The 23,805-nt window shown below is 61.6% G+C and carries 26 protein-coding genes and 3 pseudogenes; 16 read left to right on the top strand and 13 right to left on the bottom strand.

Features of this window, described 5'->3' with window-relative positions; genetic code table 11:
- Nucleotides 1-109: 109 nt before the first annotated feature.
- Together MIC97_RS14400 and MIC97_RS14395 are read right to left on the bottom strand one after the other, a co-directional pair.
- On the bottom strand, nucleotides 110-808 hold the full coding sequence (locus MIC97_RS14400; RefSeq protein ID WP_239800571.1) for a transposase: 699 nt from the start codon (nucleotides 806-808) through the stop codon (nucleotides 110-112).
- Entirely contained in the window at nucleotides 736-1,521 is a 786-nt protein-coding gene (locus MIC97_RS14395) for a transposase (protein WP_239800570.1), read from the bottom strand. Before MIC97_RS14395 ends, MIC97_RS14400 begins: the two co-directional genes overlap by 73 nt.
- Nucleotides 1,522-1,722: 201 nt before the next feature.
- Between MIC97_RS14395 and MIC97_RS14390 the strand changes: the two genes are divergently transcribed.
- The 10 genes and pseudogenes from MIC97_RS14390 to MIC97_RS14345 all read left to right on the top strand — a co-directional run bounded on the left by MIC97_RS14390 (nucleotide 1,723) and on the right by MIC97_RS14345 (nucleotide 10,819).
- A complete protein-coding gene (locus MIC97_RS14390) occupies nucleotides 1,723-2,469 on the top strand; it encodes a sulfite exporter TauE/SafE family protein (protein ID WP_239800569.1) in 747 nt (248 codons plus the stop codon).
- A 135-nt stretch (nucleotides 2,470-2,604) separates the two neighbouring features.
- On the top strand, nucleotides 2,605-2,976 hold the full coding sequence (locus MIC97_RS14385) for a metalloregulator ArsR/SmtB family transcription factor (protein WP_213332542.1): 372 nt from the start codon (nucleotides 2,605-2,607) through the stop codon (nucleotides 2,974-2,976).
- Nucleotides 2,969-3,496: an arsenate reductase ArsC gene (locus MIC97_RS14380; protein WP_239800568.1), complete on the top strand. Its 528-nt coding sequence runs from the start codon at nucleotides 2,969-2,971 to the stop codon at nucleotides 3,494-3,496. Before MIC97_RS14385 ends, MIC97_RS14380 begins: the two co-directional genes overlap by 8 nt.
- 8 nt (nucleotides 3,497-3,504) lie before the next feature.
- Nucleotides 3,505-3,930: an arsenate reductase (glutaredoxin) gene (gene arsC / locus MIC97_RS14375; RefSeq protein ID WP_239800567.1), complete on the top strand. Its 426-nt coding sequence runs from the start codon at nucleotides 3,505-3,507 to the stop codon at nucleotides 3,928-3,930.
- Nucleotides 3,931-3,939: 9 nt separating this feature from the next.
- Nucleotides 3,940-4,995, top strand: coding sequence for an ACR3 family arsenite efflux transporter (arsB, locus tag MIC97_RS14370; RefSeq protein ID WP_239800566.1), 1,056 nt, complete (start codon nucleotides 3,940-3,942; stop codon nucleotides 4,993-4,995).
- Nucleotides 4,995-5,711: an arsenical resistance protein ArsH gene (arsH, locus tag MIC97_RS14365; RefSeq protein ID WP_239800565.1), complete on the top strand. Its 717-nt coding sequence runs from the start codon at nucleotides 4,995-4,997 to the stop codon at nucleotides 5,709-5,711. Before arsB ends, arsH begins: the two co-directional genes overlap by 1 nt.
- A gap of 66 nt (nucleotides 5,712-5,777) precedes the next feature.
- Nucleotides 5,778-6,977, top strand: coding sequence for a chromate efflux transporter (chrA, locus tag MIC97_RS14360; RefSeq protein WP_239800564.1), 1,200 nt, complete (start codon nucleotides 5,778-5,780; stop codon nucleotides 6,975-6,977).
- A gap of 235 nt (nucleotides 6,978-7,212) precedes the next feature.
- Nucleotides 7,213-8,172, top strand: coding sequence for a zincin-like metallopeptidase domain-containing protein (locus MIC97_RS14355; RefSeq protein WP_239800563.1), 960 nt, complete (start codon nucleotides 7,213-7,215; stop codon nucleotides 8,170-8,172).
- A pseudogene (locus MIC97_RS14350) lies at nucleotides 8,169-8,553 on the top strand (DUF2958 domain-containing protein). The gene MIC97_RS14355 and the pseudogene MIC97_RS14350 overlap by 4 nt, the downstream one beginning before the upstream one ends.
- A gap of 124 nt (nucleotides 8,554-8,677) precedes the next feature.
- Nucleotides 8,678-10,819: a ParB/RepB/Spo0J family partition protein gene (locus MIC97_RS14345; protein WP_239800562.1), complete on the top strand. Its 2,142-nt coding sequence runs from the start codon at nucleotides 8,678-8,680 to the stop codon at nucleotides 10,817-10,819.
- A gap of 39 nt (nucleotides 10,820-10,858) precedes the next feature.
- Here MIC97_RS14345 and MIC97_RS14340 read toward each other — a convergent pair.
- From MIC97_RS14340 to MIC97_RS14320, 5 genes and pseudogenes are all read right to left on the bottom strand, one after another.
- Nucleotides 10,859-11,950: pseudogene (locus MIC97_RS14340) on the bottom strand (ATP-dependent metallopeptidase FtsH/Yme1/Tma family protein); the annotation flags it as partial.
- Nucleotides 11,951-12,072: 122 nt separating this feature from the next.
- Complete coding sequence (locus MIC97_RS14335; protein WP_239800561.1) at nucleotides 12,073-12,432, bottom strand: SPW repeat protein; 360 nt, start codon at nucleotides 12,430-12,432, stop codon at nucleotides 12,073-12,075.
- A gap of 354 nt (nucleotides 12,433-12,786) precedes the next feature.
- Nucleotides 12,787-13,518: an NADH dehydrogenase ubiquinone Fe-S protein 4 gene (locus tag MIC97_RS14330; RefSeq protein ID WP_345773549.1), complete on the bottom strand. Its 732-nt coding sequence runs from the start codon at nucleotides 13,516-13,518 to the stop codon at nucleotides 12,787-12,789.
- Between the two features lie 71 nt (nucleotides 13,519-13,589).
- The gene (locus MIC97_RS14325; RefSeq protein WP_035029032.1) at nucleotides 13,590-14,102 is read right to left on the bottom strand and encodes an Hsp20/alpha crystallin family protein; all 513 of its coding nucleotides are present in this window, start codon (nucleotides 14,100-14,102) and stop codon (nucleotides 13,590-13,592) included.
- 96 nt (nucleotides 14,103-14,198) lie between these two features.
- Nucleotides 14,199-14,675 carry an Hsp20 family protein gene (locus MIC97_RS14320; protein WP_035029034.1) on the bottom strand — a complete coding sequence of 159 codons (477 nt, stop codon included), beginning with the start codon at nucleotides 14,673-14,675 and terminating at the stop codon, nucleotides 14,199-14,201.
- Between the two features lie 219 nt (nucleotides 14,676-14,894).
- Here MIC97_RS14320 and MIC97_RS14315 point away from each other — a divergent pair, with 219 nt between their 5' ends.
- Complete coding sequence (locus MIC97_RS14315) at nucleotides 14,895-15,110, top strand: hypothetical protein (RefSeq protein WP_035029037.1); 216 nt, start codon at nucleotides 14,895-14,897, stop codon at nucleotides 15,108-15,110.
- A 33-nt stretch (nucleotides 15,111-15,143) separates the two neighbouring features.
- Nucleotides 15,144-15,530, top strand: a complete 387-nt coding sequence (locus tag MIC97_RS14310) for a DUF982 domain-containing protein (RefSeq protein ID WP_338149057.1) — start codon at nucleotides 15,144-15,146, stop codon at nucleotides 15,528-15,530.
- On the opposite strand, the gene MIC97_RS14305 is transcribed toward MIC97_RS14310, so the two are convergent.
- Entirely contained in the window at nucleotides 15,524-15,802 is a 279-nt protein-coding gene (locus tag MIC97_RS14305; protein ID WP_091523882.1) for an usg protein, read from the bottom strand. The two genes, MIC97_RS14310 and MIC97_RS14305, sit on opposite strands and share 7 nt — an antisense overlap.
- 19 nt (nucleotides 15,803-15,821) lie before the next feature.
- Nucleotides 15,822-16,166: a hypothetical protein gene (locus MIC97_RS14300; protein ID WP_183824455.1), complete on the bottom strand. Its 345-nt coding sequence runs from the start codon at nucleotides 16,164-16,166 to the stop codon at nucleotides 15,822-15,824.
- Between the two features lie 340 nt (nucleotides 16,167-16,506).
- Here MIC97_RS14300 and MIC97_RS14295 point away from each other — a divergent pair, with 340 nt between their 5' ends.
- The 4 genes and pseudogenes from MIC97_RS14295 to MIC97_RS14280 all read left to right on the top strand — a co-directional run.
- Nucleotides 16,507-16,821, top strand: a complete 315-nt coding sequence (locus tag MIC97_RS14295; RefSeq protein WP_122066815.1) for a co-chaperone GroES — start codon at nucleotides 16,507-16,509, stop codon at nucleotides 16,819-16,821.
- Between the two features lie 56 nt (nucleotides 16,822-16,877).
- Nucleotides 16,878-18,503: a chaperonin GroEL gene (gene groL / locus MIC97_RS14290; RefSeq protein ID WP_239800560.1), complete on the top strand. Its 1,626-nt coding sequence runs from the start codon at nucleotides 16,878-16,880 to the stop codon at nucleotides 18,501-18,503.
- 71 nt (nucleotides 18,504-18,574) lie between these two features.
- Entirely contained in the window at nucleotides 18,575-18,799 is a 225-nt protein-coding gene (locus MIC97_RS14285; protein WP_239800559.1) for a hypothetical protein, read from the top strand.
- Between the two features lie 134 nt (nucleotides 18,800-18,933).
- Nucleotides 18,934-19,359, top strand: a pseudogene (locus MIC97_RS14280) (trypsin-like peptidase domain-containing protein); the annotation flags it as partial.
- A gap of 82 nt (nucleotides 19,360-19,441) precedes the next feature.
- On the opposite strand, the gene MIC97_RS14275 reads toward MIC97_RS14280, so the two are convergent.
- From MIC97_RS14275 to MIC97_RS14260, 4 genes are read right to left on the bottom strand one after another with little or no spacing between them, the layout of a single operon-like run.
- The gene (locus tag MIC97_RS14275) at nucleotides 19,442-19,936 is read right to left on the bottom strand and encodes a hypothetical protein (protein ID WP_239800558.1); all 495 of its coding nucleotides are present in this window, start codon (nucleotides 19,934-19,936) and stop codon (nucleotides 19,442-19,444) included.
- Between the two features lie 15 nt (nucleotides 19,937-19,951).
- On the bottom strand, nucleotides 19,952-20,764 hold the full coding sequence (locus MIC97_RS14270) for a hypothetical protein (protein WP_239800557.1): 813 nt from the start codon (nucleotides 20,762-20,764) through the stop codon (nucleotides 19,952-19,954).
- Nucleotides 20,765-20,766: 2 nt separating this feature from the next.
- A complete protein-coding gene (locus tag MIC97_RS14265) occupies nucleotides 20,767-22,797 on the bottom strand; it encodes a VWA domain-containing protein (protein WP_239800556.1) in 2,031 nt (676 codons plus the stop codon).
- Nucleotides 22,798-22,820: 23 nt separating this feature from the next.
- Nucleotides 22,821-23,804, bottom strand: a complete 984-nt coding sequence (locus tag MIC97_RS14260; RefSeq protein WP_239800555.1) for a hypothetical protein — start codon at nucleotides 23,802-23,804, stop codon at nucleotides 22,821-22,823.
- Nucleotide 23,805: the final 1 nt, after the last annotated feature.

Genomic DNA, 23,805 nt, shown 5'->3' with positions numbered 1-23,805 from the left:
GCCGACACACCCCCATCAGCGGGGAGACCCCCAGGCTGTGCAGAAACTCAGCGAGGACGCAACGCGGCGGCGATGACGCGAACCGAATAGAGCGGGGTTCTCAGCCCCGCTACATCAGCGCTCCGGTTCCGAACGCGTTCGAAGCGCGGATAATGTTGAATGCCAGGACCGACAGGGCCGCTTCGGCTTTCACCCGCCGCAAACCGCGGGTCAGGAAGCGACCTCCGCCAGACATTCGCTTGATGGTGCCGAAGGGGTGCTCGACCGTGCAGCGCCGGATCGTCATAAGATCAGAGTTCTCGTGAACTCGACGTTCGATCCGATCGAGCGCGCCCTGATCCACGAGCCTGTGAAGGGTGCGCTGATATCCCGGCGTGCACTGCTGTTTGATCTGGCAAGTCTGGCAGGCGGGCGTTCTGTAACGGATCGCCCGATTTCGGGTATGCTTGCCCTTGGGATACATGGTTTCACCAGCAGGGCAGCGGATCGTGTCGGTCTGCTCGTCGTGGACGAATTGCACGGGGCGGAAGTATTGCGCGCTCATGGCCCCGCGCTTGATCGGCGCTGCCACGCGGACACCGTCCTGTTCGCAACGCGCGACTTCCTGCGCGTTCGAGTAGCCCCCGTCCGCCAGCACTTCTAGCTGGTCGACGTCGAGCACTTCTTTTGCCGCTATCGCCATTGGATGCAGCAGCTGGCTGTCGTTGGCTTCGTTGGCGACATCGTTGTGAATGATCAGGCCGCTTTCGATATCGACGACACTCTGGAGATTATAGGCTGGGAACTTCGGAGACCGGCCATATCCCATTGGTCGTGCATCCGGTTCTCCGAAGACCACGACGTTGGTATCATGCTCAGCAAGTTCGGCCTGCCGCTTTTCCAAGCGCTGCTTACGGCGTTCGAGTGACGCGATCGGCTGGCAAACGCCGCGCGATTGACCGTCTGATCGCGCGCGCCCGCCGAGTGTTGATCTGCTATGTTGAGGCGGTCGAGATAGTAGGCGATTTCTGTTTCGGTATGAGCGATGTCGCGTGCCAGACGATCCGCTCCTGCAATATTCTTCGCGCTGGCAACCGCCCGCATCTTTGTTCCGTCCAGCGCCACCTTGCCAGGAGTGACCAAGCCATTCTCGCGACAGAAGCTGATGAATGCGGCCCCCGTGCGGATGATCGCTTCGGGGTTGTCGTGCCGGAACGCCGCAATGGTCCGATAGTCCGGGGTCATGCGCCGCATCAGCCAGATGGCCTCCAGATCGCGCTGGCAGGCGCGCTCCAATTGTCGCGATGAACGCAACTGGTTCAGGTAGCCCCAGATGTAGAGCCGCAGCATATCGCCGGGGTGACAGCCAGGGCGTCCTGTCGGGGCAGAGACGGTGCGCTCGAAGCCGAGCGCCGTGAGATCGAGGGTTTCGACGAAGGCATCAATGACGCGGACGAGAGAGTCCTGCGACACGTAATCTTCAACATAGGCGGGCAGCAGTAACGGCTGGCTGCGATCATATCCCTCAATAAAACGTCCCATTTTGCCCCCGTCCAGCAAGTAATGGAGTATAGCATCCGCGGGCGAATAACCCCAGTAAATGCTTGGCAATACATGCAATTTCTACTGTGGCAAGCTTCAGAACATATTGCTCGCACCAGTCTGGTGATAGACAAGGAGGCTTCGGGGAACGCGCACGCTGTCGCACGCTCGGGGTGCGGACTATGATGAGGTTCAGGCAAGGTGGAATTGGATGCGCTCTGGCTCGCGGTAGCCTTCTTCCTCATCGCGCTGATCTATGCATCGGCCGGTCAGGCCGGGGCATCCGGCTACATCGCGATCATGGCACTGCTCGGCTTTGCGCCGCTGGCCATGAAGACGACCGCGCTCGCTCTCAATCTTTTGGTTGCGGCAATCGGGACAGCCATGTTCCTGAAGTCTGGAAGGCTGTCATGGCGAAGCGTATGGCCTTTTGCGATCCTTGGCTTCCCATTCTCTCTGCTCGGCGGCGCTGTCCAGCTACCGGCGGATATCTATTACCCGGTCGTCGGGGTGGTTCTCGTCCTTTCGGCCGCTCAGATGGCGAGGACGGCCCTTCGTAGATCTGGAGTATCTGCGGACCTGCCAACCGATCCGCCGTTCATTCCGGCGCTGGCCACGGGTGCGATCATCGGCTTCATATCCGGCACGACAGGGACCGGAGGGGGTGTATTTCTTGCGCCGGTGATCCTCGCGATGAACTGGGGAACAGCGCGCCAGACTGCCGCGACAACCGCCGTCTATAACCTGATGAACTCGGCGGCCGCACTGCTCGGAGCCTATGCCTGGTGGGATCAGATTCCGAGTGCGCTACCCGGCTGGCTGATCGCCGTCGCTGTTGGCGGCTCGCTCGGGGCCTTCATCGGCAGCCGTTACCTGCCCGAACTATGGCTGCGCATTATTCTGGCTGTAATCCTTTTTGCCTCAGGGGTAAGGCTGCTGTTCGGGTGACAGCCAGTTTGCCTGTCGCGACCGAGTTTCAGTGATGTCCCCGCCGTCGCGCAATTATCGCGGTTACCCGACGAGGCGGAAACTACGGACCATTGCCACCTAGACTTAAACCCATATGTCGATTAGTCTCGACATATGGAATCAGATAACGCCATCCTCGCTTTCGCCGCGCTCGCGCAACCGACCCGCCTCGACGTGTTCCGTCTGCTGATGGAGCATGAGCCGGATGGGTTGCCCGCAGGTGAGATCGCCCGCAGGTCGGATGTCCCCCACAATACCATGTCCACACATCTGGCGACGCTGGCGCGCGCCGGCCTGATCGAGGCCGAGCGGCACAGCCGGTCGATCATCTATCGGGCAAGGCTTGATGCCGTGCGCGCGCTCGCCAGCTTTCTCGTCAAGGATTGCTGCGGCGGCCGCCCCGAGATCTGCGCGCCGCTGATCGCTGATTTTTCCCCTTGCTGCCCACCGCAAACCCTCGCCGCTAAGGAGGCCACCCATGACTGACCGTATCTACAATGTCCTGTTCCTCTGCACCGGCAATTCGGCGCGTTCGATCCTCGCGGAAAGCATCCTGAATAAGGATGGCGAGGGTCGCTTTCGTGCCTTCTCCGCCGGGTCGCAACCGAAGGGGACGATCAATCCCTTCGCGCTGAAGGTATTGAAGAGTTTCGACTACCCCTCTGAAGGCTTCTGCTCGAAGGGTTGGGAGGAGTTTGCGGGGCCTGACGCGCCTGTCATGGATTTCGTGTTCACCGTCTGCGACAACGCTGCCGGCGAAGCATGCCCGGTCTGGCCCGGCCAGCCGATGACCGCCCATTGGGGTATCGAAGACCCTGCCGCCGTCGATGGGCCAGATATCCAGAAGGAAGCCGCTTTCGTTGCAGCCTTCCGCTACATGAAGAACCGCCTCTCGGCGTTCACGTCCCTGCCGGTCGCCAGTCTCGACAAGGCGTCGCTGAGCACGAAGCTGACCGAGATCGGCCAGTCTGATGGCGCGTCGTCTCCACGCAACAGCGCAGCGTGAAGCCGGCCATGGACGTCATCATCTATCACAACCCGGATTGTGGCACCTCGCGCAACACGCTGGCGATGATCCGCAATGCGGGCGTCGAGCCGCATGACATCGAATATCTGAAGACACCGCCGTCGCGCGAGATGCTGACCCGACTTATTGCGCGCATGGGCATATCGGTGCGGGAACTGCTGCGCGAGAAGGGCACTCCATATGCGGAACTGGGACTTGGCGACCCGGCTTTGAGTGACGCGCAATTGCTTGACGCGATGATGGCACATCCCATCCTGATCAACCGGCCCATCGTCGTTAGCCCGAAGGGCGTGAGGCTCTGCCGGCCGTCCGAGGAAGTGCTCGACCTGTTGCCCCCGCAGCGCGGCGAGTTCGTCAAGGAAGACGGCGAGCGAGTGATCGACGAACACGGCCAGCGTGTCGCAACGGCCTGAGGGAATTCCATGTCTACCTTCGAACGCTCCCTCACCCTCTGGGTTGCGCTGTGCATCGTGGTCGGCATCGCGCTCGGCCATTTTCTGCCGGGTGCATTTCATGCCATCGGGGCAATGGAAATTGCCAAGGTCAACATGCCGGTGGCGGTGCTGATCTGGCTGATGGTCATCCCCATGCTGCTCAAGATCGACTTCGCCGCACTGGGCGAGGTCGGCCGCCACTGGCGCGGCATCGGCGTGACACTGTTCATCAACTGGGCAGTAAAACCGTTTTCGATGGCGCTGCTGGGATGGTTGTTCATCGGCTGGCTGTTCCGGCCCTATCTGCCGGCGGATCAGATCGACAGCTATATCGCCGGCCTCATCATCCTCGCCGCAGCACCTTGCACGGCCATGGTGTTCGTCTGGTCGAACCTGACCAAGGGCGAGCCGCATTTCACCTTGAGCCAGGTCGCCCTCAACGACGCCATCATGGTTGTCGCCTTCGCGCCTATTGTCGGGCTGTTGCTGGGCCTGTCGGCCATCACGGTGCCATGGGGCACGCTGGTTCTGTCGGTCGTGCTCTATATCGTCATTCCCGTCATTATCGCGCAGATCATCCGTCGTCGGATGCTTGCGAATGGCGGGCAGGCAGCGCTTGACCGCCTGCTTGCAAAGCTCGGCCCGGCTTCCCTCGTCGCCTTACTGGCGACTCTGGTTCTGCTGTTCGGATTTCAGGGCGAGCCGATCATCGCGCAGCCGGCGATCATCGGCCTGCTGGCCGTGCCGATCCTGATTCAGGTCTATTTCAACTCCGGGCTTGCCTATCTGCTTAACCGGATGGCCGGCGAGCAGCATTGCGTCGCCGGTCCCTCGGCGCTGATCGGGGCGTCGAATTTCTTCGAGCTGGCGGTTGCTGCCGCCATCAGCCTGTTCGGCTTCCATTCAGGCGCGGCGCTCGCAACCGTCGTCGGGGTGCTGATCGAAGTGCCGGTGATGCTCTCGGTCGTCTGGATCGTGAACCGCTCCAAAGGCTGGTATGAGCGTGGCGGCAAGGTATCCGCGTTGTCAGAAGCGCAGCGCTGATGCCGGATGAACTTCCCAATCTCGATGCCGCCTGCGTTGATGTTCCGAACATCGGCCGATTGCGTGCAACAACGCCGTCTACCCATCCGCCGCGTATCCTGCTGCTTTACGGCTCGCTTCGCGAGCGATCCTACAGCCGCTTCCTGACATACGAGGCCGAGCGTCTGCTGAAGCATTTCGGGGCGGAAACACGTATCTTCGATCCGCATGGTCTGCCGTTGCCGGACGGGACCGACGTCAATCATCCCAAGGTGCAGGAACTGCGCGACCTCTCGCTCTGGTCGGAGGGACAGGTATGGACCAGCCCGGAACGTCACGGTGCGATGAGTGCGGTGATAAAGGCTCAGATCGACTGGATTCCGCTATCGGTCGGCGCGGTAAGGCCGACGCAGGGCCGCACACTTGCCGTCATGCAGGTCTCCGGCGGCTCGCAGAGCTTCAACGCCGTTAACCAGATGCGTGTGCTCGGCCGCTGGATGCGGATGGTCACGATCCCCAACCAGTCCTCCGTCGCCAAAGCATATCAGGAGTTCGATGAAGCCGGCCGGATGAGATTATCGTCATATTATGATCGAGTGGTCGACGTGATGGAGGAGTTGGTGAAGTTCACGCTGCTAACGCGCGATTTCTCACCCTACCTGACCGACCGCTATTCCGAACGCAAGGAGAGTGGCGAGGTCCTTATGAAGCGGGTCAATCTGACGGCTGCAACCTGAGAATCTATCCTGCGCCGATCACACGTCACCGCTCGCATCAATGCCCGAACCAACGAGGTCTCATGAATGGATCAAAGCCACCAGCAGTCAAAGGCCAGCGTCGCTGAAGTTTTCCGCGTTTTCCTGAAGCTGGGGCTCACCTCATTCGGTGGACCGATCGCGCATCTGGGCTATTTCCGGGACGAGATGGTGACGCGGCGAAAATGGCTGAGCGAAAGCGCCTATGCCGATCTGGTGGCGCTATGCCAGTTCCTGCCCGGTCCGGCCTCAAGCCAGGTTGGCTTTGCGCTTGGTTTGACGCGAGCGGGATGGCTCGGCGCGCTTGCGGCTTTCCTCGCCTTCACACTTCCATCGGCTCTGGTCCTTCTCGCGCTCGCCATGACGGCTACGCGGCTGGAAAGCCCGCTTGCGCTCGGCGTCCTGCATGGTCTGAAGATCGTGGCCGTCGCCATTGTGGCGCAAGCTGTGTGGGGCATGGCGAAGAACCTCTGCCCCGATAAGGAGCGCGCTACGATCGCGGTCGTCGCCGTGCTTCTGCTTGCCTGGGCGCCGGGCGCCAATGGAATGATGACCGCCATACTCCTTGGCGCAATCGCCGGGCTGGTTCTCAGCAATGGACAGGTCGCGGTCGGCGACCATCTGCCGGTCCCGGTTTCACGGACAGCCGGACTGACGGCCTTTGCGCTGTTCGCTGCCTTGCTGATCGGTCTCCCGCTCCTCGCCGGACAGGCGCAGGGATGGGCGCTGGCCGATAGCTTCTACCGCGCCGGCTCGTTGGTTTTCGGCGGCGGGCATGTGGTGCTGCCGCTTTTGCAGGCCGAAACCGTCACGCCGGGATGGGTGTCGGATGACGCCTTTCTCGCGGGCTATGGCGCGGCGCAGGCAGTGCCGGGGCCACTGTTCACATTCGCGGCCTGGCTCGGGGCGGTCATGGGACCGCAGCCGAACGGCGTAGCCGGTGCCGCAATCGCTCTTGCCGCACTTTTCCTGCCGGGCTTCCTGATCCTGATCGGGGCGCTGCCCTTCTGGGATCAGTTGCGCCGCACGACATGGGCGCAGTCGGCCATGCAGGGCGCCAATGCTGCGGTCGTCGGCATTCTCGGAGCGGCCCTCTATACGCCGGTCTTCACCAGCGCGATCGGAGGCATGTCGGATTTCGCACTGGCCTTGATTTGTTTCGTGGCGCTGATCGCCTGGAAAGCTCCGCCATGGGTTGTCGTATTGTTGGCGGCCGTGGGCGGAGTTGCCCTTGGCTTGGTGACGTAAGGCGGTTTCGAAAAACTATCGGGCTCACTCTGTCAAACCCGAGGTGGCACGATGCTGAATTCTGTCGCGCCGCGCCACCGCTAGCGGGCGAGATCCAAGCCCAGCGACATCAGAGCGAGTTTCTGCACAGCCTGCCCCGCAACGCCCCCCTGAGAGTAAGAGTGCGGACGGGTTTTCCGTGACGGGTTGAGGGCTGGAAGGGAGGCTTCCGGCGCCCGTCGCGGAGATCATCCCGATGGCCAGACAGGATCGCAGCCCCGCGGAAGGCGGCGCGCGCAGCAACCTTTACGATGACATCACCAACAAGATCATCGCCGAGCTGGAGCAAGGGCGTCTTCCCTGGGTCCAGCCCTGGGGAGCGTCGCCCGATACCGCCCCGCTGGGCCTGCCGAGAAATGCTTCAACCGGCCGGTCCTATTCCGGCATCAATATTCTCATTCTCTGGGGCGCTGTCATCCAGCATGGCTTTCCCGGTCAGGCGTGGCTCACTTTCCGCCAGGCCCTGTCGCTTGGCGGCAATGTCAGGAAGGGCGAGCGCGGCACCACCGTCGTTTATGCCGACCGCTTCACCCCCGAGGGCGAAAAGCGCCGTGCCCGCGAAACGGGTGAGGATGCACATGCCATTCCGTTCCTGAAGCGGTTCACGGTCTTCAACGCCGCACAATGCGATGGCCTGCCCAATGAGATCACGGCAGACGCGCCGCCACCGCCGCCGGGTCTGATCGAGCCTCGGGTCGAGGCGCTGATCCGGGCCACCGGCATCGACTTCCGTATCGGTGGCAATCGTGCCTTCTATATGCCGTCACTCGACTATGTGCAGGTGCCGCCTCCGCAGGCTTATTTCGAGCCGATCAACTGGCACAGGACAGCCCTGCACGAGCTGGGTCACGCCAGCGGCCATCACAGTCGTCTCAACCGCGATTTGACCGGCTCGTTCGGCTCGAAGAAATACGCCTTCGAGGAAATGATTGCCGAACAGACCGCGGCTTTCAGCTGCGCCGCGCTCGGGATTGTGCCGACCGTGCGCCATGCCGATTACATCCGGTCGTGGCTGGAGGTCATGCGGGAGGATTCCCGCGCCATTGTCCGCGCAGCCTCGCAGGCCAGCAAGGCGGCAGACTGGCTGCTGTCGCATCTGCCTGCCGAAGACACCGGGCAGCCGGATGCAGCGGCCGAACGGAGGGCTTCGGCATGATCCTCCTGACCGGCACACAGCACGACCGGCTGTTGGCGAATGGCCGCCAGCGCGATCAGGATCACATCCCGGTCGTGAAGTTCTTCAATCCTCTCGGTGAAGGTGTCTGCCTCGCCACCGAACTGGATGAGGGTGGTGACATCATGTTCGGCCTAGCCGATCTCGGTTCTGCCGAACTGGGCTCGTGGAGCCTGAGCGAGATGCAGTCAGTCCGGTTGCCCTTCGGCATGGGCATCGAGCGCGATCTGCTCTTCACCGGGGATTTTCCGATCTCGGTCTGGGCCGAGGCCGCCCGCGAGACCGGCAGCATTCGCGCCGCCGAGAGTCTGCTCTACCGCGTTGGGGCGAGCTTTTCCCGATACAGAAAACCGGAGTGCCTGATTTCCGGGTTTCAGGTTCTGCGGCTGGCGTCGCTCTCTTCAGAGGAAGAGGGCGGCGCTTCGCTTCGTGACGGGCTGATAGCCGGAGAGAGAGGCTCACCGGCGTCCGTCATGGAGTAACTGACATGGCCACTGCCGTTCAGAAGATCACCCTGTCGTCCTCGCGCGACATTCCCTTCAACAAGCTGGTTCTCAGCCAGTCCAACGTCCGGCGCGTCAAGGCCGGGATCTCGGTCGAGGAACTGGCCGAGTCCATCGCCCGCCGCGGCCTGATCCAGTCTCTGCATGTTCGCCCGGTGGTGGATGCCGAGGGCAAGGAAACGGGCATGTTCGAGGTGCCCGCCGGCGGTCGCCGTTTCCGCGCGCTGGAACTGCTGGTCAAGCAGAAGCGCCTCGCCAAGGTCGCGCCAGTCCCCTGCGTCGTGTCGGAGGCCAGCGCCGATGTGCTGATCGACGAGGTGTCGCTCGCCGAGAATATCGAGCGCGCACCGTTGCATCCGCTCGACCAGTTCCGCGCCTTCCAGGCCATGCGCAAGAAGGGCATGACCGAGGAGGCCATCGCCGCCGCCTTCTTCGTGGATGCCAAGGTAGTGAAGCAGCGCTTGCGTCTGGTTTCCGTCTCACCGGCCTTGCTCGACGTCTATGCCGAGGACGGCATGACGCTGGAACAGCTTATGGCCTTCAGCGTCAGTTCTGACCATGCCCGTCAGGAGCAGGTCTGGGAAGCGATCAAGGATGGCTGGCAGAAGGAACCCTACCACATCCGCCGCCTGCTGACCGAAACCACGGTCCGCGCCGCCGACAAGCGGGCAGTGTTTGTCGGCATTGCTCCCTATGAGGAAGCTGGTGGCTGCGTCTTGCGCGATCTCTTCCAGCAGGACGATGGCGGCTGGCTGCAAGATCCGGTGCTGCTCGACCGGCTGGTGGGCGAAAAGCTCAAGGCGGAAGCCGAAGCCATCGCCGCCGAGGGCTGGAAATGGATCGATGTCGCTATCACCTTTCCCTATGGTCACGATCATGGTCTTCGCCAGCTTGTCGGCATCACAGTCGATCTGACCGAAGAGGAACGCGCCACCCGCGAGGCATTGCGCGACGAATATGACCGGCTTGAAGCCGAATATGGCGAGGCTGACGAACTGCCGGACGAGATCGACGCCCGCCTCGGTGAGATCGAACAGGCGCTGGAAACCTTCGAGCGCCGTCCGATGACCTTCGACCCCGATCAAATCGGCATGGCTGGCGTCTTCGTCAGTATCGACTCCGATGGCTCCCTGCTGATCGAACGCGGCTATGTTCGCGCCGAGGATGAAACGCCTTCGGAACCGGAGGCTGAGATAATTGACCCGGAAACCGGCGAGGTAATCCAGCCGGCAGAACCAGAGGTGAGCCGCATGCGTGCGGTTATCACGCGGGGCGGTCAGCCGGTCGAACAGGAGGATGACGACGAGAGCGAGACCATCAAGCCTCTGCCTGATCGTCTGGTCAGCGAGCTGACCGCACATCGCACGCTGGCGCTGCGGGATGCGGTTGCGGTGAACCCGCATGTCGCCATGACGGCGCTACTCCACCGGCTGGTCATGGATTGCTTCATGCCGCATTCCAGTCGCGGTTGCCTGGAAGCCCAGGTCCGGGAGGTTCATCTGCCCGCACAGGCCGAGGATCTGCGCGACAGCGCGTCGGCCAAGGCCATCGCTGACCGCCACGAACGCTGGGGCGATCATGTCCCGGCAGACGATACCGCCCTCTGGGATTGGCTGACCGATCTGGACGATGGCTCGCGCATGGATCTGCTTGCTCATTGCGTCAGCTTCGGTGTCAACGCACTATATGAGAAGCCGAACCCTTACAGCGGCACGGGTGTCAGCCAACACGGGTTGGACATCCGCCTGTCGCAAGCTGACCGGCTCGCGCGTTCGACCGGCCTCGACATGGTGGCGGTAGGCTGGCAGCCGACGGTTGGCAATTATCTCGGCCGCGTGACCAAGCCGCGGATCCTTGAAGCCGTGCGCGAAGGGGCCGGTGATCGGGCCGCCGAGTTGATCGGACACCTCAAGAAGGGCGACATGGCCCAGGAAGCTGAACGCCTGCTTGCGGATACCGGCTGGCTGCCCGAGCCGCTGCGCATGGCGGACGAAGGTATCGAAGTCGATCCGGCATCGGATGCCACGGCAGAAGCCGACGATCTGCCCGATTTCCTCTCCGGCGATCGCGAGGATGATGATCCCGCTGACGACGAGGAAGAACAGCATATGGTCGCTGCTGAATAGCTCTCATACGGGGTGGCCTCGGTCGCCCCGTTTATCACCCTCCGCGCCGGTGAAGCTGGGCGTCAGCGCCGCGATCTGCTCCGGCGACACGTCCGGCGCGAGCTTTGCCTTCTTCATGTGGACATGCAGGATGGCGATGCGGCCCTGCTTGTCCGGCCGGTCGACCAGGACCTGCCGGTCGAAGCGCCCGGCGCGCAGCAGCGCCGGGTCGAGGATCTCCGGCCGGTTGGTGGCGGCGAGCAGCACCAGCCCGCTCGACGGGTCGAAGCCGTCGAGCTCGACCAGAAGCTGGTTGAGCGTCTGCTCCTTCTCGTCGTGGCCGCCGGCCATCGGACCGATGCCGCGGGCGCGGCCGAGCGCGTCGAGCTCGTCGATGAAGATGATGGCCGGCGCCTTGGCGCGCGCCTGCTCGAACAGGTCGCGAACGCGCGCGGCGCCGACGCCGACGAACATCTCGACGAATTCGGAGCCGGAGATGGAGAAGAAGGGCACGCCCGCCTCGCCGGCCACCGCTCTCGCGAGCAGCATCTTGCCGGTGCCGGGCGGGCCGACTAGAAGCACGCCCTTGGGCATTCGCCCGCCGAGCCGGCCGTACTCCTCCGGGTCCTTCAGGAAATCGACGATCTCCTGCAACTCGGCCTTGGCCTCGTCGACGCCGGCGACGTCGGCGAAGGTCACGCCGGTGTCCGTCTGCACATAGACCTTGGCCTTGGACTTGCCGATCTGCATCAGGCCGCCGCCCATGCCGCCGCCCATTCGCCTCAAGATGAACATCCACAACCCGACGAACAGCGCGACGGGAACGACCCACGACAGGAGGTCGCGCAGGAAGGTGCTCTCGACCTGGCCGGTGACGACGACGTCGTGCTGCTGGAGATCGCGCGCCAGATCGGGCTCGACGCGGGTGGTGATGAACATCGGCCGGCCGTCCACCGGTTCGGTGAAGCGACCCTGGATGAAGCGGTCGGAGACGGCGACCTCGGCGATGCGCCCCTGCGTAAGATAGGTCTGGAACTCGCTGTAGGGAATTTGCGCGACTTGCGTCGCCGCCGCGAAGAGGTACTGGAAGACCATCAGGCCGAGAAAGGCGGCGATCCAGTACCAGATATTGAACTGCGTCTTCTTGTCCATTCTCTATCGCCATGCATCTGCGTGGGGCACGCCGCCCCTACCGACATCACTTTAGCCAGACCACCCTGTCCTCGTTTGAGGCAGATCAACGTGAAAGGGCCCGGCAGAGCCGGGCCCCTCGGTCAGGCCGTTGAGAACGGTTTGTCGGAGCCGTTCCAAAGACTGTAGCCCGCAGCAGCAGCCACGATCAGGCCGACGACGACATGGGAGATCGTCGCGCTGCTGTTGGTCGAGAATGGCAACACCCATGGCGCCGCGACCGACCAGACGCCTAACGCCGTGTTAACCCACTGTTGCCATTCGCTGAACGCGAACAGCGCAATGCATGCAACAACGGCGATCGCCGCTCCTACAAGCCATGCGTTCCAGGCCGCAGTCGTTAGAGCCGCATAACCCAGAATCCATGGCGTTATGGCCAGTCCGAGGCCGGCGGCAATATTCACAACATCAAAGGCAGAGCGGTTTTCGAATGTCTTCAGCATCGTTTTCCTCCATTCCGGTTTGATGCGTCGTCAATGAGCGGTCCGCCTGTCGGGCGGAACGCAGGTGCCGGTGTCACGAGATGGGAAGCCGGCACACAACTGCTGATGTGGAGCGCGCAGACGCCCCACAGGCTGCTGTCCGATACGGAACGGAGCAAGCTCCGCATCGGTGAAAGCACCCGCAGCAATCTCATGCAGCGCAAGATCCTGCGTTGTCATTCCTTCCAGCGCCAGTCGAGGCTCATCGCCCCGCCTCAGCGCTCTACAACGCATGGCCCCTGCGAGAGCCAGCCCGAACCTGTTAGGCAGAACCTTTTGTGCATCGATCGTGACAAATGGATCCATGGAATCACCTCATGCTGCTTCGAGATGCCCCGGACCATTCGACTGGGCATCCACGCCTCTTTCGAGAGCAAGCAGCGCCTGCTCAACCTCATCAAGGCGCGAGGGGCGGCCGTTCTCAGGCATGCCCTCGTTGGTGGCCTGATCGATCAGGAATTCGGTCCAGGCCCAGTTCATCAGGATCGACCGCCTCGCATCAAGGGGGAGCCGGTTGTCAGTCACGACATCCATCGGCGAAGCCCAGCCGCCATCCCCATCATTGCGATTGGCGTCATTCGACATGGCCCGACGGTACTTGTCCGAAAGCCCGGCGAGGCCAAGCTTGCCGAGCGTCGCATCGGAGAATGTGTTTCGCTTTTCTCCAGACTTATCCATGGTAATCCTAGCCTTATCCTTTGGTACGTCCACGACATAGCAAAGACCCTGCCGCTGCGCGTAACGGATCGCAGACGCCAGCGTCGGGAACTTAAGCTCGACCTGCTTCAGTGTGTCCCGGCTGCCGGTGTAGCCCATGAGCGGTTCGATAAAAGACGGGCTGCGCGCCTCGAACACGAGCTTCCATTGATCGCGCGACGGAGCACTGGTAGTCGCCGAGCGAGATGGGCGGTAGATCCTGGCCACGGCATCGCTGGGGAATAAGGAGCGTCCTATTGACAGCATCGTGCGACGATTGTCGTTGGCTCCCGGCACGGCCCGGTCGACAGGACCATCTGCCATTGATGTCCTTCTTGCAGCAATGTTCATGGTTCTTCCTCCGTGATCGGTGAAGGTCGGCGCCGACGGGCGCAACGAACCCGCCGGCGTAGAAACCGTCGTCAGCTCTTGATCGCTATGCGTTTTACCTGCGACTGTGCCTTTTCGGTCTTGGGAAGGATGAGGTTGAGCACGCCATTCTTGAACCTGGCGTCGATCTTGTCCTCGACGATTTCCCTTCCAACCGGGATACGGCGCTCGAAACGGCCGTAGAAGCGTTCCGAGAACTGCTTGTCCTTGTCCTCGGTCTCAGATCGCTTTTCGCCTCTTAGCGTCAGCACACCGTCGTCCAGAACCAGTTCGATGTCCTTTTCCTCCAGACCTGGCACTTCTGCGGTTATGCGGATCTCCTTTTCAGTCTCGGAGATTTCGACGCTTGGCCACCCCCGTCCGAAGGAAGCCAGAGAGTCAAAAGCTGGCAGGTTTCGATCAAACGAGCGAAAGACATCATCGAACAGGCGATTGACTTCCCGGTGCAGCGACAGGAACGGATTGCGGTCCTCTTCACGATAGACAGCGGGAGCCTGATTGCTGCTCGTGTCACGGCCCCAGGGGATCAGGTCACGTACGTTCATGGTTACTCTCCTTCTGTTCTGAACAATTGGACACAGCTTCGCTGATGGCGCCGGACGCGTGGCCCGGCGCTGGCGATACGTAAACTGACAAAAGCGTCAGGCTGCGATCTGCTCGTTGGTCTGCGAAGGGGCTTCAATCTGCATCGTCTTCTCCTGCGACGAGATCGCAATCCGACGAGGCTTCATCTCCTCCGGGATCTCACGCCGAAGATCGATTGTCAGGAGGCCGTTGACGAGAGTCGCGCCTTCAACTCGCACGTGGTCGGCGAGCTGGAAGCGACGCTGGAACGAGCGTCCGGCAATGCCGCGATGCAGATACTGCGCATTCTCGTCGGTGGCTTTGCTACCCGCCACGAGAAGCATGTTCTGCTCCTGCGTGATGGAAAGCTCGTCTTCGCTGAAGCCGGCCACCGCCATGGTGATGCGGTAGTCGTCTTCGTCAGTCTTTGCGATGTCATAGGGAGGCCAATTGTCGATGCTCTCGACGCGGCTGGCTGCCTCCAGCGCATTGACCAGACGGTCGAAGCCGATGCTCGACCGGAACAGGGGAGAAAAATCGAAAGTGGTTCTCATAGCCACATCCTCCTTGAAGCAACATGGGTACAAGATTGTCCGGCTTTTTTAACCGGCGCCGCCCCGTAGTGGCAGCGGCGCACAATCGATCTGGTTTCGTCATCTCTGAGTTTCAAGAGGGTGACGGCAGAAAATTTCTACAGCTATTTCAGGCTGTTGGAATTTGAGAACAACTACACCATGTGATGAGTTGGTTGGTAATATGAATGGAGGCCTGCCATGACCTATGACGACATCGTTTCAGTGCTCGGCTCCATAGACGACGATCTGGCGGCGGGGCTTATCGCAACCGGGGCGAGTGTTGATGAACTGCGAGAAGCGTGGAACTGGCTTAACAATGACGAGGCGCTGATGGGCGAAGGGCGACCGCTCCCGGACACACGCGTCAGCCAACTCATCGATCTGCTTGAACCTGATGATGACGGCGTTGACTGAGATACGGATGGAGGGTTGAAGAGGCCCGTCGGTATGCCCAGATCACAAGAGATCGTACAGAACGATCAGTTACTTGCTCTTAAAAGACGATCAGAAAACAAGGAGGAAGTGATGTCTGATGTCGTGTTCCAAGAACCCGTAATTCTGCGCATGCCAAAAACTGGCCTCCGAAAGGTGGCGACAGGTTTTGAAGCACTGGAATGCCTTGAGCGCGAATGGCCGGACTGGGCACGTGGACGTCGTTGGCGGAATGCCATTGCTGCCTGTCGGGACGCACTCGATGGATGGCGCTCTGCGAAGGAGGCGCGCCGGAGCTTCATGAAGGCTGCAATGCGAGCGGGCCTCGTTCAGGGAGCACGACGCACGCGAGTTCGGGGTACTCTCGGTAGCTATCAGGGAATTCCCGCCGGGCTTCAGTGAACGGATATGATCCCGTCGACGGCTTTCCATTCTGATGGCTGGATCAGACGGTGGTGGGCGACGCGCACGGAGTGCAGCGCGCCCTCCAGCGTCTCGGTCCAGTAGTCGAGAAAGCCGCGCAGTTCGGGAAACTTCGGGGCAAGATCGTAATCCTGCCAGACATAGACCTGCAACAGGCTCGGGTGATCTGGAAGACGATAGTGGATTTCGGCTGTGGTCAGGCCGTAGCCTTCCATCTGCATCCGGAATTCACGACTGACGATCGCTGGCATATGTCTCTCCTTTGTCGTTTCATGCGTGAAGACGATGGTGATGGTCTGCGGATCCGCATACGGCATCGTCCGCCCCGATGTCGTCGCGATCAAGTCGCCGCAGCGCATCCATGATGACATCGAATGGGATGGGGCTTTCTGCGCCCGGCGGCTGGCGCAGTGCGGGCATCGATTCGACCGCGCATGCGTCGGATGCCCATGACGAGAGAATGGCGCGCTTTTCGCTGCGTTCGAGCGTGTCGTCGCGCAGCACATCCTCGGGATGCCTGTAGTGGCGCGCCGGCGACAGGAGCCGGTCGAGCGCAATGTCTTCGGCTCGTGGCGCGAGAGAGGGAATGATCGTCGAAAAATCGGCTCGGCGCATCGCTGTCCTCCTTCCGTTTTCAGCCGTTCCAAAAACTCCGTTTCGATCAGGACTCCGGACCGCACCTCCCGGCACGGCACAGAAGGAAGTTCGGCCAATCGAGCGAATTTTTCAAGTGCCCGGATGCTCGATGGTGTCAATTTCGGCTGCGATTACATCGCACTAGCAGTGAATGGCTGCGAGTGCCAAAAATTTTGCATTCCTCTCTTGAAATCGAAAATCGCCAAAACCAGATCGATACGCGCGTGACGCCGACAAGGGTTGCGCGGCCCCGCTCCGGTTCTCACCGGGCCGGAGCGGAGGGACCTCTCAAAATCTGTTTGTCCTTGAGGAGAACGATATGACGTTCCGTCCATTGCATGACCGTATCCTGGTTCGCCGCATCGAAGCCGACGAGAAAACCGCAGGCGGCATCATCATTCCCGATACCGCCAAGGAAAAGCCGAGCGAAGGCGAAGTGATCGCCGTCGGCCCCGGTGCCCGCGACGATGCGGGCAAGATCATTGAGCTCGACGTAAAGGTCGGCGACCGCATTCTGTTCGGCAAATGGTCCGGCACCGAGATCCGGCTCGACGGCGAAGACCTGCTCATCATGAAGGAAAGCGACGTGATGGGCGTGATCGAGCAGACCGCGACGCTGAAGAAGGCCGCCTGACGGATTCTTCGATCATCAACCAGTCAATGAAAACTGCCTATTGAAGGAGTGATCCAATGGCTGCCAAGGAAGTCAAGTTCAACACCGAAGCCCGCGAGAAGATGCTGCGCGGCGTCGACATTCTCGCCAATGCCGTCAAGGTGACGCTCGGGCCGAAGGGCCGCAACGTCGTCATCGACAAGTCGTTCGGCGCGCCGCGCATCACCAAGGACGGCGTTTCGGTCGCGAAGGAGATCGAGCTTGAGGACAAGTTCGAGAACATGGGCGCGCAGATGGTGCGCGAGGTGGCGAGTAAGACCAACGATCTCGCCGGCGACGGCACAACCACCGCGACCGTTCTGGCGCAGGCCATCGTCAAGGAAGGCGCGAAGGCCGTGGCCTCCGGTATGAACCCGATGGATTTGAAGCGCGGCATCGACAAGGCGGTGGATGCGGTTGTCGCCGAACTCAAGGCCAACGCCCGCAAGATTTCGAAGAACGACGAGATCGCGCAGGTCGGCACGATCTCGGCCAATGGCGATTCCGAGATAGGCCGCTTCCTCGCTGAGGCGATGCAGAAGGTCGGCAATGAGGGCGTCATCACGGTCGAAGAAGCCAAGACCGCCGAGACCGAGCTCGAGGTGGTCGAGGGCATGCAGTTCGACCGCGGCTATCTCTCGCCCTACTTCATCACCAATCAGGACAAGATGCGGGTCGAGTTCGAGGATCCCTATGTCCTTATCCATGAAAAGAAGCTTTCCAACCTTCAGGCCATGCTTCCCGTGCTCGAAGCTGTCGTCCAGTCCGGCAAGCCGCTCGTCATCATCGCCGAGGATGTCGAGGGCGAGGCGCTGGCCACGCTCGTCGTCAACCGTCTGCGCGGTGGCTTGAAGGTCGCGGCCGTCAAGGCGCCGGGCTTCGGCGACCGCCGCAAGGCCATGCTGGAGGACATCGCCATCCTCACCGGCGGCACGGCGATCAGTGAGGATCTCGGCATCAAGCTGGAGAATGTCACGCTGGAGATGCTCGGGCGCGCCAAGAAGGTGGTGATCGAGAAGGAGAACACCACCATCGTCGATGGCGCCGGTTCAAAGGCCGAGATCGAAGGCCGCGTGAAGCAGATCAAGGCGCAGATCGAGGAGACGACCTCCGATTACGACCGCGAGAAGCTGCAGGAGCGGCTGGCCAAGCTCGCCGGCGGCGTCGCGGTGATCCGCGTCGGCGGTGCGACCGAGGTCGAGGTCAAGGAGAAGAAGGACCGCGTCGATGACGCGTTGCATGCGACCCGCGCGGCTGTTGAGGAGGGTATTCTGCCCGGCGGCGGCGTGGCGCTGCTGCGTGCGCAGAAGGCACTCGACAGTATCCAGACCGACAATGTCGACCAGAAGCACGGCGTGGAGATCGTGCGCCGGGCCATCGAGGCGCCGGTGCGCCAGATCGCCGAAAATGCCGGCGCCGAAGGTTCGATCATCGTCGGCAAGCTGCGGGAGAAGCCCGATTTTGCTTACGGGTGGAACGCCCAGACCGACGAGTATGGCGATCTCTTCGCACAGGGGGTCATAGACCCGGCGAAGGTGGTGCGTACTGCCTTGCAGGACGCGGCGTCCGTCGCCGGCCTGCTCGTCACCACCGAGGCGATGATCGCAGAGAAGCCGAAGAAGGAAGCAGCCCCGGCGATGCCTGCGGGCGGCATGGACTTCTGACCATCTCGCGCTGAAAGTGACCGCTCTCGTATCGGGAGCGGTCAGGAGCAAAGCATAGATCGGAGACTGACATGAGCCTCATGCCAGACTTTGACCATGTACCTGTGCCGCATCATCCGCCGTCCGAGTTCCTGTCGCACGATGCGGAGGCGCGGACGGCATTGGCCCCGCTGATCGAAACCCTGCTCGACAGGCTCGTGATGGCTGGATGGGATCGGCGCACGGCAGCCTCCGCGCTGATGTTCCATGCGGCGGCGCAGGTGTCGGCCCTGTCGAGAGGCAGCCGGCCGCAATGATCCAGGAACCTCGCCTTCGGGCGGGGTTCATCTCCAATCGCACCAGATGCGCGAAGGACCGGCGGCGGAAGATCTCTTCCGGTGCGACGGCAGCGCCGTATCCCACACGAAGGAACCATATCGGGAGATCGACAATGTTCATCGGCCTGCCTCGCGCCCCGCAGATTGTCGCCGTCCTTGTCACGTGCCTTGCATTGTCATTTTCCGGTGGCGCTGTGCCGCCCGCTGCCGCACAGGATGTGGCATCCGGCGTGCGTGGCGAGCGTTCGTTGCCCGATGTTCTGGAGGAGGCCACGCCCGCGGTGGTCAACATCGCCGTCCCGTCTCGCGCGTCTGCCGAAACCAACCCGCTCTTCAACGATCCCTATTTCCGGCGCTTCTTCGACCTGCCGCAGATGCCGCAGCAAAGGCCCCGCATGAGCGCCGGGTCCGGCGTCATCGTCGACGCGGACAAGGGTTACATTCTCACCAACCACCATGTCGTCGACGGCGCGAGCTAGATCGCGGTGACGCTGAAGGATCGCCGCCGCTTCACGGCCGAACTGGTCGGCAGCGACAAGACACGCAACCCAATCCATGAAAGCGTTCATTCCTGGGCGAAAACTACGTGTTAAACCTCGCAGGAAATCAAGGCCCTGTTCCTTACTGCGCGCCGCAATCGATGGTTAGGGTCGCGCCGTCATCGATAGATGCGCCGTTTTCGTCCACCAAGACCAGACCGGCAACGGACAGTTGTCTCCCGGAAGCCACGATTGTGAACTCCTGTGAATAGACACGTCCGGCCTGGATCCGACGCTCGGGACTGGCGAACGGGCCATCGACGCCGAGGCCGATGGTCATTGCATTTGCAGTAGAAGACAGTTCGAAAAAGAGTCTTTCTCCATCTGGTGCCGTCCCTGGTCCCTGGATTTCAATATCGTCGAAACCATCCTGGCTATGGATGCCGCATGTGGTCGGCGTAAATTCGTAGCGCCCTGCGGATGTTTCCAAAACACTTATTGCGACGGCGGCGGAGCTTTCTGATGTCGGCGCTTCTGCCTCCGCTCTGCAACCTGTCAGCATCAGGGCGCCGAACAAGCCGACCATGGCAACGGATACGGTTCTACACCCGTCCATTCCAAAATTTCCTGTGATCACGACTTTCTCCATGACCTACGGATAAGACCAGCCATTGTGCTCGACGCGGAAGATCCGCAATGGCGCGCCGGGTTTTGTGGTGTCGGCGCGCAGGTGGAAGACCGCGCGCTGGTCCTTGCCGAAATTGGTGAAATCGACATTGATGGTAATCATCCCGCGCAGCATCGGCTGATCGAGGTCGGGCATGGGGTCTCCGATGGCGCCGTCGAAGTCCTGGGCGCCATACAGAGGATGTGCACCGACATTGCCGGAAGCCAGCCAGGCGACGATGTCGTCGGTGAAGTAGTTTCTGGATACGGCAGGATCGAATGCGCTCGGCAGATTGCTGTTTTCCGACTGGAACTGGCGTTCGTAGAGCTCACGCACCAAGTCCTGCGCCTGAGCAACCGGATCGATGCCGGGGGCTGCTGCATAGGGTTCGGGCGCTGGCTGTGCCGGGCGGGACTTTGTCGCTGAGGCGATGGGTTCGCTGCCATCGGGGGTGATATAGCGTTGCGCTACCCAGCCGGCCTTGCTCATGGCCTTGTTGCGCATCAGGCACCAGCGGGGCGGCAGCGCGCTGATCTGCGCCTGCGTCATCGCCATATAGTGGGCAGCGGTGTAGAACGGCACACAGGTGATCTGCTGCATGTTGCGTTCATTGTGGGCGAATGTCTCGATCACCGGATAATTGGTGCCGGGGCCCATCCGGGCGTTGAGAACATCGTTGCCGGATACGCCCGTGACGCGCCAGGCATCCGGGCCGTGGCCGTCGATTTCGGCATGGGCGGCAGGCGCGGCCAGGCCGAGCACCATGACAAGCAATGCGGCCTTGAATGTGTGCGTCATGGTCATTTCACCTCTACGATTGAACGGCCCAGAACCTTGCGGCCGCCGAGGTCAAGAAACCGGATTTCATAGGTTCCGGCCTGTGCCGGCATCTGCAGTTCCAGCGACTTTTCCGTTCCGATCTTGTGCGCGGCAATCCAGCTGAAATCGGCCTGATCGGCGCGGGCAAGGGCGACGCGCTGGTCAGCGCTTCCGGCTTCCGCGCGCCACGACACAGTGATTGTCTCGCCGGCCCCGGCCTCTGACGGTGCCGCCAGTCCAGCCCCGTCATCCAGCGGCGCGTCTTGCGCCACCACTTCCAGCTGGTGGCTGGCAAGAGTGCGGGCGCCTTCGCGCAACACATAGCGGATTTCGTAAAGCCCTGTTTCGGCTGGCGCCTTCATCTCGCCGGCACGTGCGTCCCGAACCCGGATATAGTCGGCATATTTACCCTCGGCAGTCCCAGCGGGAACAATGGTGACATAGTCTTCCGGGTGGATCGAGATCGACCAACTCACCTGAATCCTGGTTCCCGCCCGGACGACATCGGGGCCGCTCACCGTCACTTCGGCCTCAACGATTTCCACAGGGGTGGACGCCATGGTGCGGCCCTCTTCGCGCAGCACATAGCGCACTTCGTAAAGACCCGGCTCTGCGGGCGCGACCAATCGGTTTTCGGTGACATCGCGCACGCGCTGATAGTTGGTGTATTTTCCTTCCTCGGCTCCCACGGGAACGATGGTGACATAGTCTTCCGGATGGATCGACGCCGACCAGGTCACCTTGAAGCTTGCGCCAGTAATCACCTCTTTCGGCGCGGCGACCCCGATCTCGGCTTCAACGACCTCCACAGGCGTAGACGCCATGGTGCGGCCCCCTTCGCGCAGCACGTAGCGTACTTCGTAAAGGCCGGGCTCTGCCGGCGCGGTCAGTCTGTTTTCGGTGACATCGCGCACGCGCTGATAGTTGGTGTATTTTCCCTCCTCGGTTCCGGTGGGGACGATGGTGACATAATCTTCCGGATGGATCGACGTCGACCATGTCACCTTGAAGCTTGCGCCTGTGGTCACCTGTTGCGGCGCAGTGATACCGATTTCGGTCTCGACGACCTCGACGGGAGTTGCTCCCAGCGTATGGCCATCTTTCCGTGTGACGTAACGTACCTCGTACAAACCGGGCTGGGCGGGCGCGATCAACCTGTTTTCGGTGACATCACGCACGCGCTGATAGTTGGTGTATTTTCCTTCCTCGGCTCCGACCGGAACGATGGTGACATAGTCTTCCGGATGGATCGACGCCGACCAGGTTACCTTGAAGCTTGATCCGGTCGTCACCTGTTCCGGCGCCTGGATCGCTATTTCCGCTTGTGGCTCCGGCTCCGGCTCAGGCGCCACTTCGGCCTCTGGCGGCGTCATTGGCTGCAAATCCATCACCGACTGGACATGGGCCAGCGCGGCCTTCAATTCATCGGCATTCTGCGCCGGAACGAAGACGCCGCCGGTGTTTTCGGCAATACAGGCAAGGCTTTCATGGGCCTGATCCTCAAGGTCGAAGCCGACGACATGGGTCGTGAACTTCACGCCCTGCCGCGCCAGTTGCTCGGCCAGCGCACAAGGGTCGGCCTGACAGGTTTCCAGACCATCGGAAATGAGCACCACGGTGGCGGGGTTGTCGCGATAGGACAGGAGTTCCGCGGCGTGCTGAACCGCGGCGGAAATCGGCGTCTTTCCTTTCGGGCGGATGCGGTTCACCGTGCTGATGAAGCTTGCCCGGTCGAGCGGCCCCGGCTCGATCAGGGTCTCGATGTCGCGGCAGTCGCCTTCCGAGCGATGCCCGTAGGCGACGAGGCCGAGATTGATGTCGTCGGACCAGCCGGTCACGAGATCGGCCATCACGTCGCGCGCGATTTCAATCTTGCTGGTGCCGTCGATCTGGCCCCACATCGAGCCGGAGGCGTCATAGACGATCACCACATCCTCAGCCGCCGAGGCGTCCGAAATGGACATCGTGACTGCCGTGGCCGCGACCAGCGCTGCCTTCAGAACTTTCATCATTGTCTCCTGTCGTGAATGGCGCGTCACGCCTGACGCCAGCTGCTTTCGGCTGCGGCGGAAGGTCGTGCTTCACCCAGGGCCCGGGCCTTCAGCTTGCGGAATTTGGCCGACATCTGTTCCAGCCTTGCGTCCCATTCGGGGTTTGGCTGCTGGCCTTCAATGGTCCTGAAGTAGACCTGCATCATGCAGGCGATGGCGAAGGGTTCCAGAAGCGCCGCCTTGACACTCCAGGCAAACAGCAGTGCGAAGACGAAGCCGCCTGCCGCCCAGGCTCCCGGCATCAGATAGACGACGAGAGCCGCCGGCGCGAGCATGACCAGAAACACGAGAAAGCTCATGAGGTAGACAATGATCGCCAGCCAGGCGGCGTTCTTGAGCATCACCTTGTAATTCTGGCCATAGAGCACCAGCGCTTCCCTGGCCGATCCCCATGGGTTGGTCGAACCAGTGCGAATTGCGTAGGCGAGGATGACCTCGTCGATGAAGCCGACGGCGACCCGCAGGAAGGCATGCAGGATACCGGAAAGCTGCTGCGCGCCAGGTATGGGCAGGATGGTCAGAATTCCGCGCACCAGCCCCGTGATCGCGCCGATCACGCCCTTGACGAGCTGATCGATGGCAAACAGCACGCTGGCCTGAGCGAAACGCTCCTTTACCACCGCTGTCGCATGGCTGACTTGCGACTTTCCGTCTGGCATTGGCTTGCCGTCGATCAGCTCGACCAGCACCGCTATATGGCCCGCCTTGACGATATAAAGGATGTATTCGCGCGCCCAGTACATGATGGCGCCAAACAGGCCGAACCCCATGATGGCGCCCCACATGGTCGTATTGGCCTGAAATCCTTCGTCACCGAAGCCGCCAACGCCATAGCCGATGCCCGCACCGGTTCCGGTTACCAGAACGTAGCCAGCGGCGATGCCGAAATAGACGACCATCCGCAGCACGATGAACGGCATGGTCCGCGCCATCATTGCCAGCGCATTGCCGACATTGAAATCCCACATG

Origin of the sequence: Aquamicrobium sp. NLF2-7 (genome assembly GCF_022359935.1) — a bacterium.
Taxonomy (GTDB): Bacteria; Pseudomonadota; Alphaproteobacteria; order Rhizobiales; family Rhizobiaceae; genus Mesorhizobium; species Mesorhizobium lusatiense.
The sequence above is the reverse complement of the archived record's forward strand: the minus strand, read 5'-3'. Positions and strand labels throughout refer to the sequence as shown.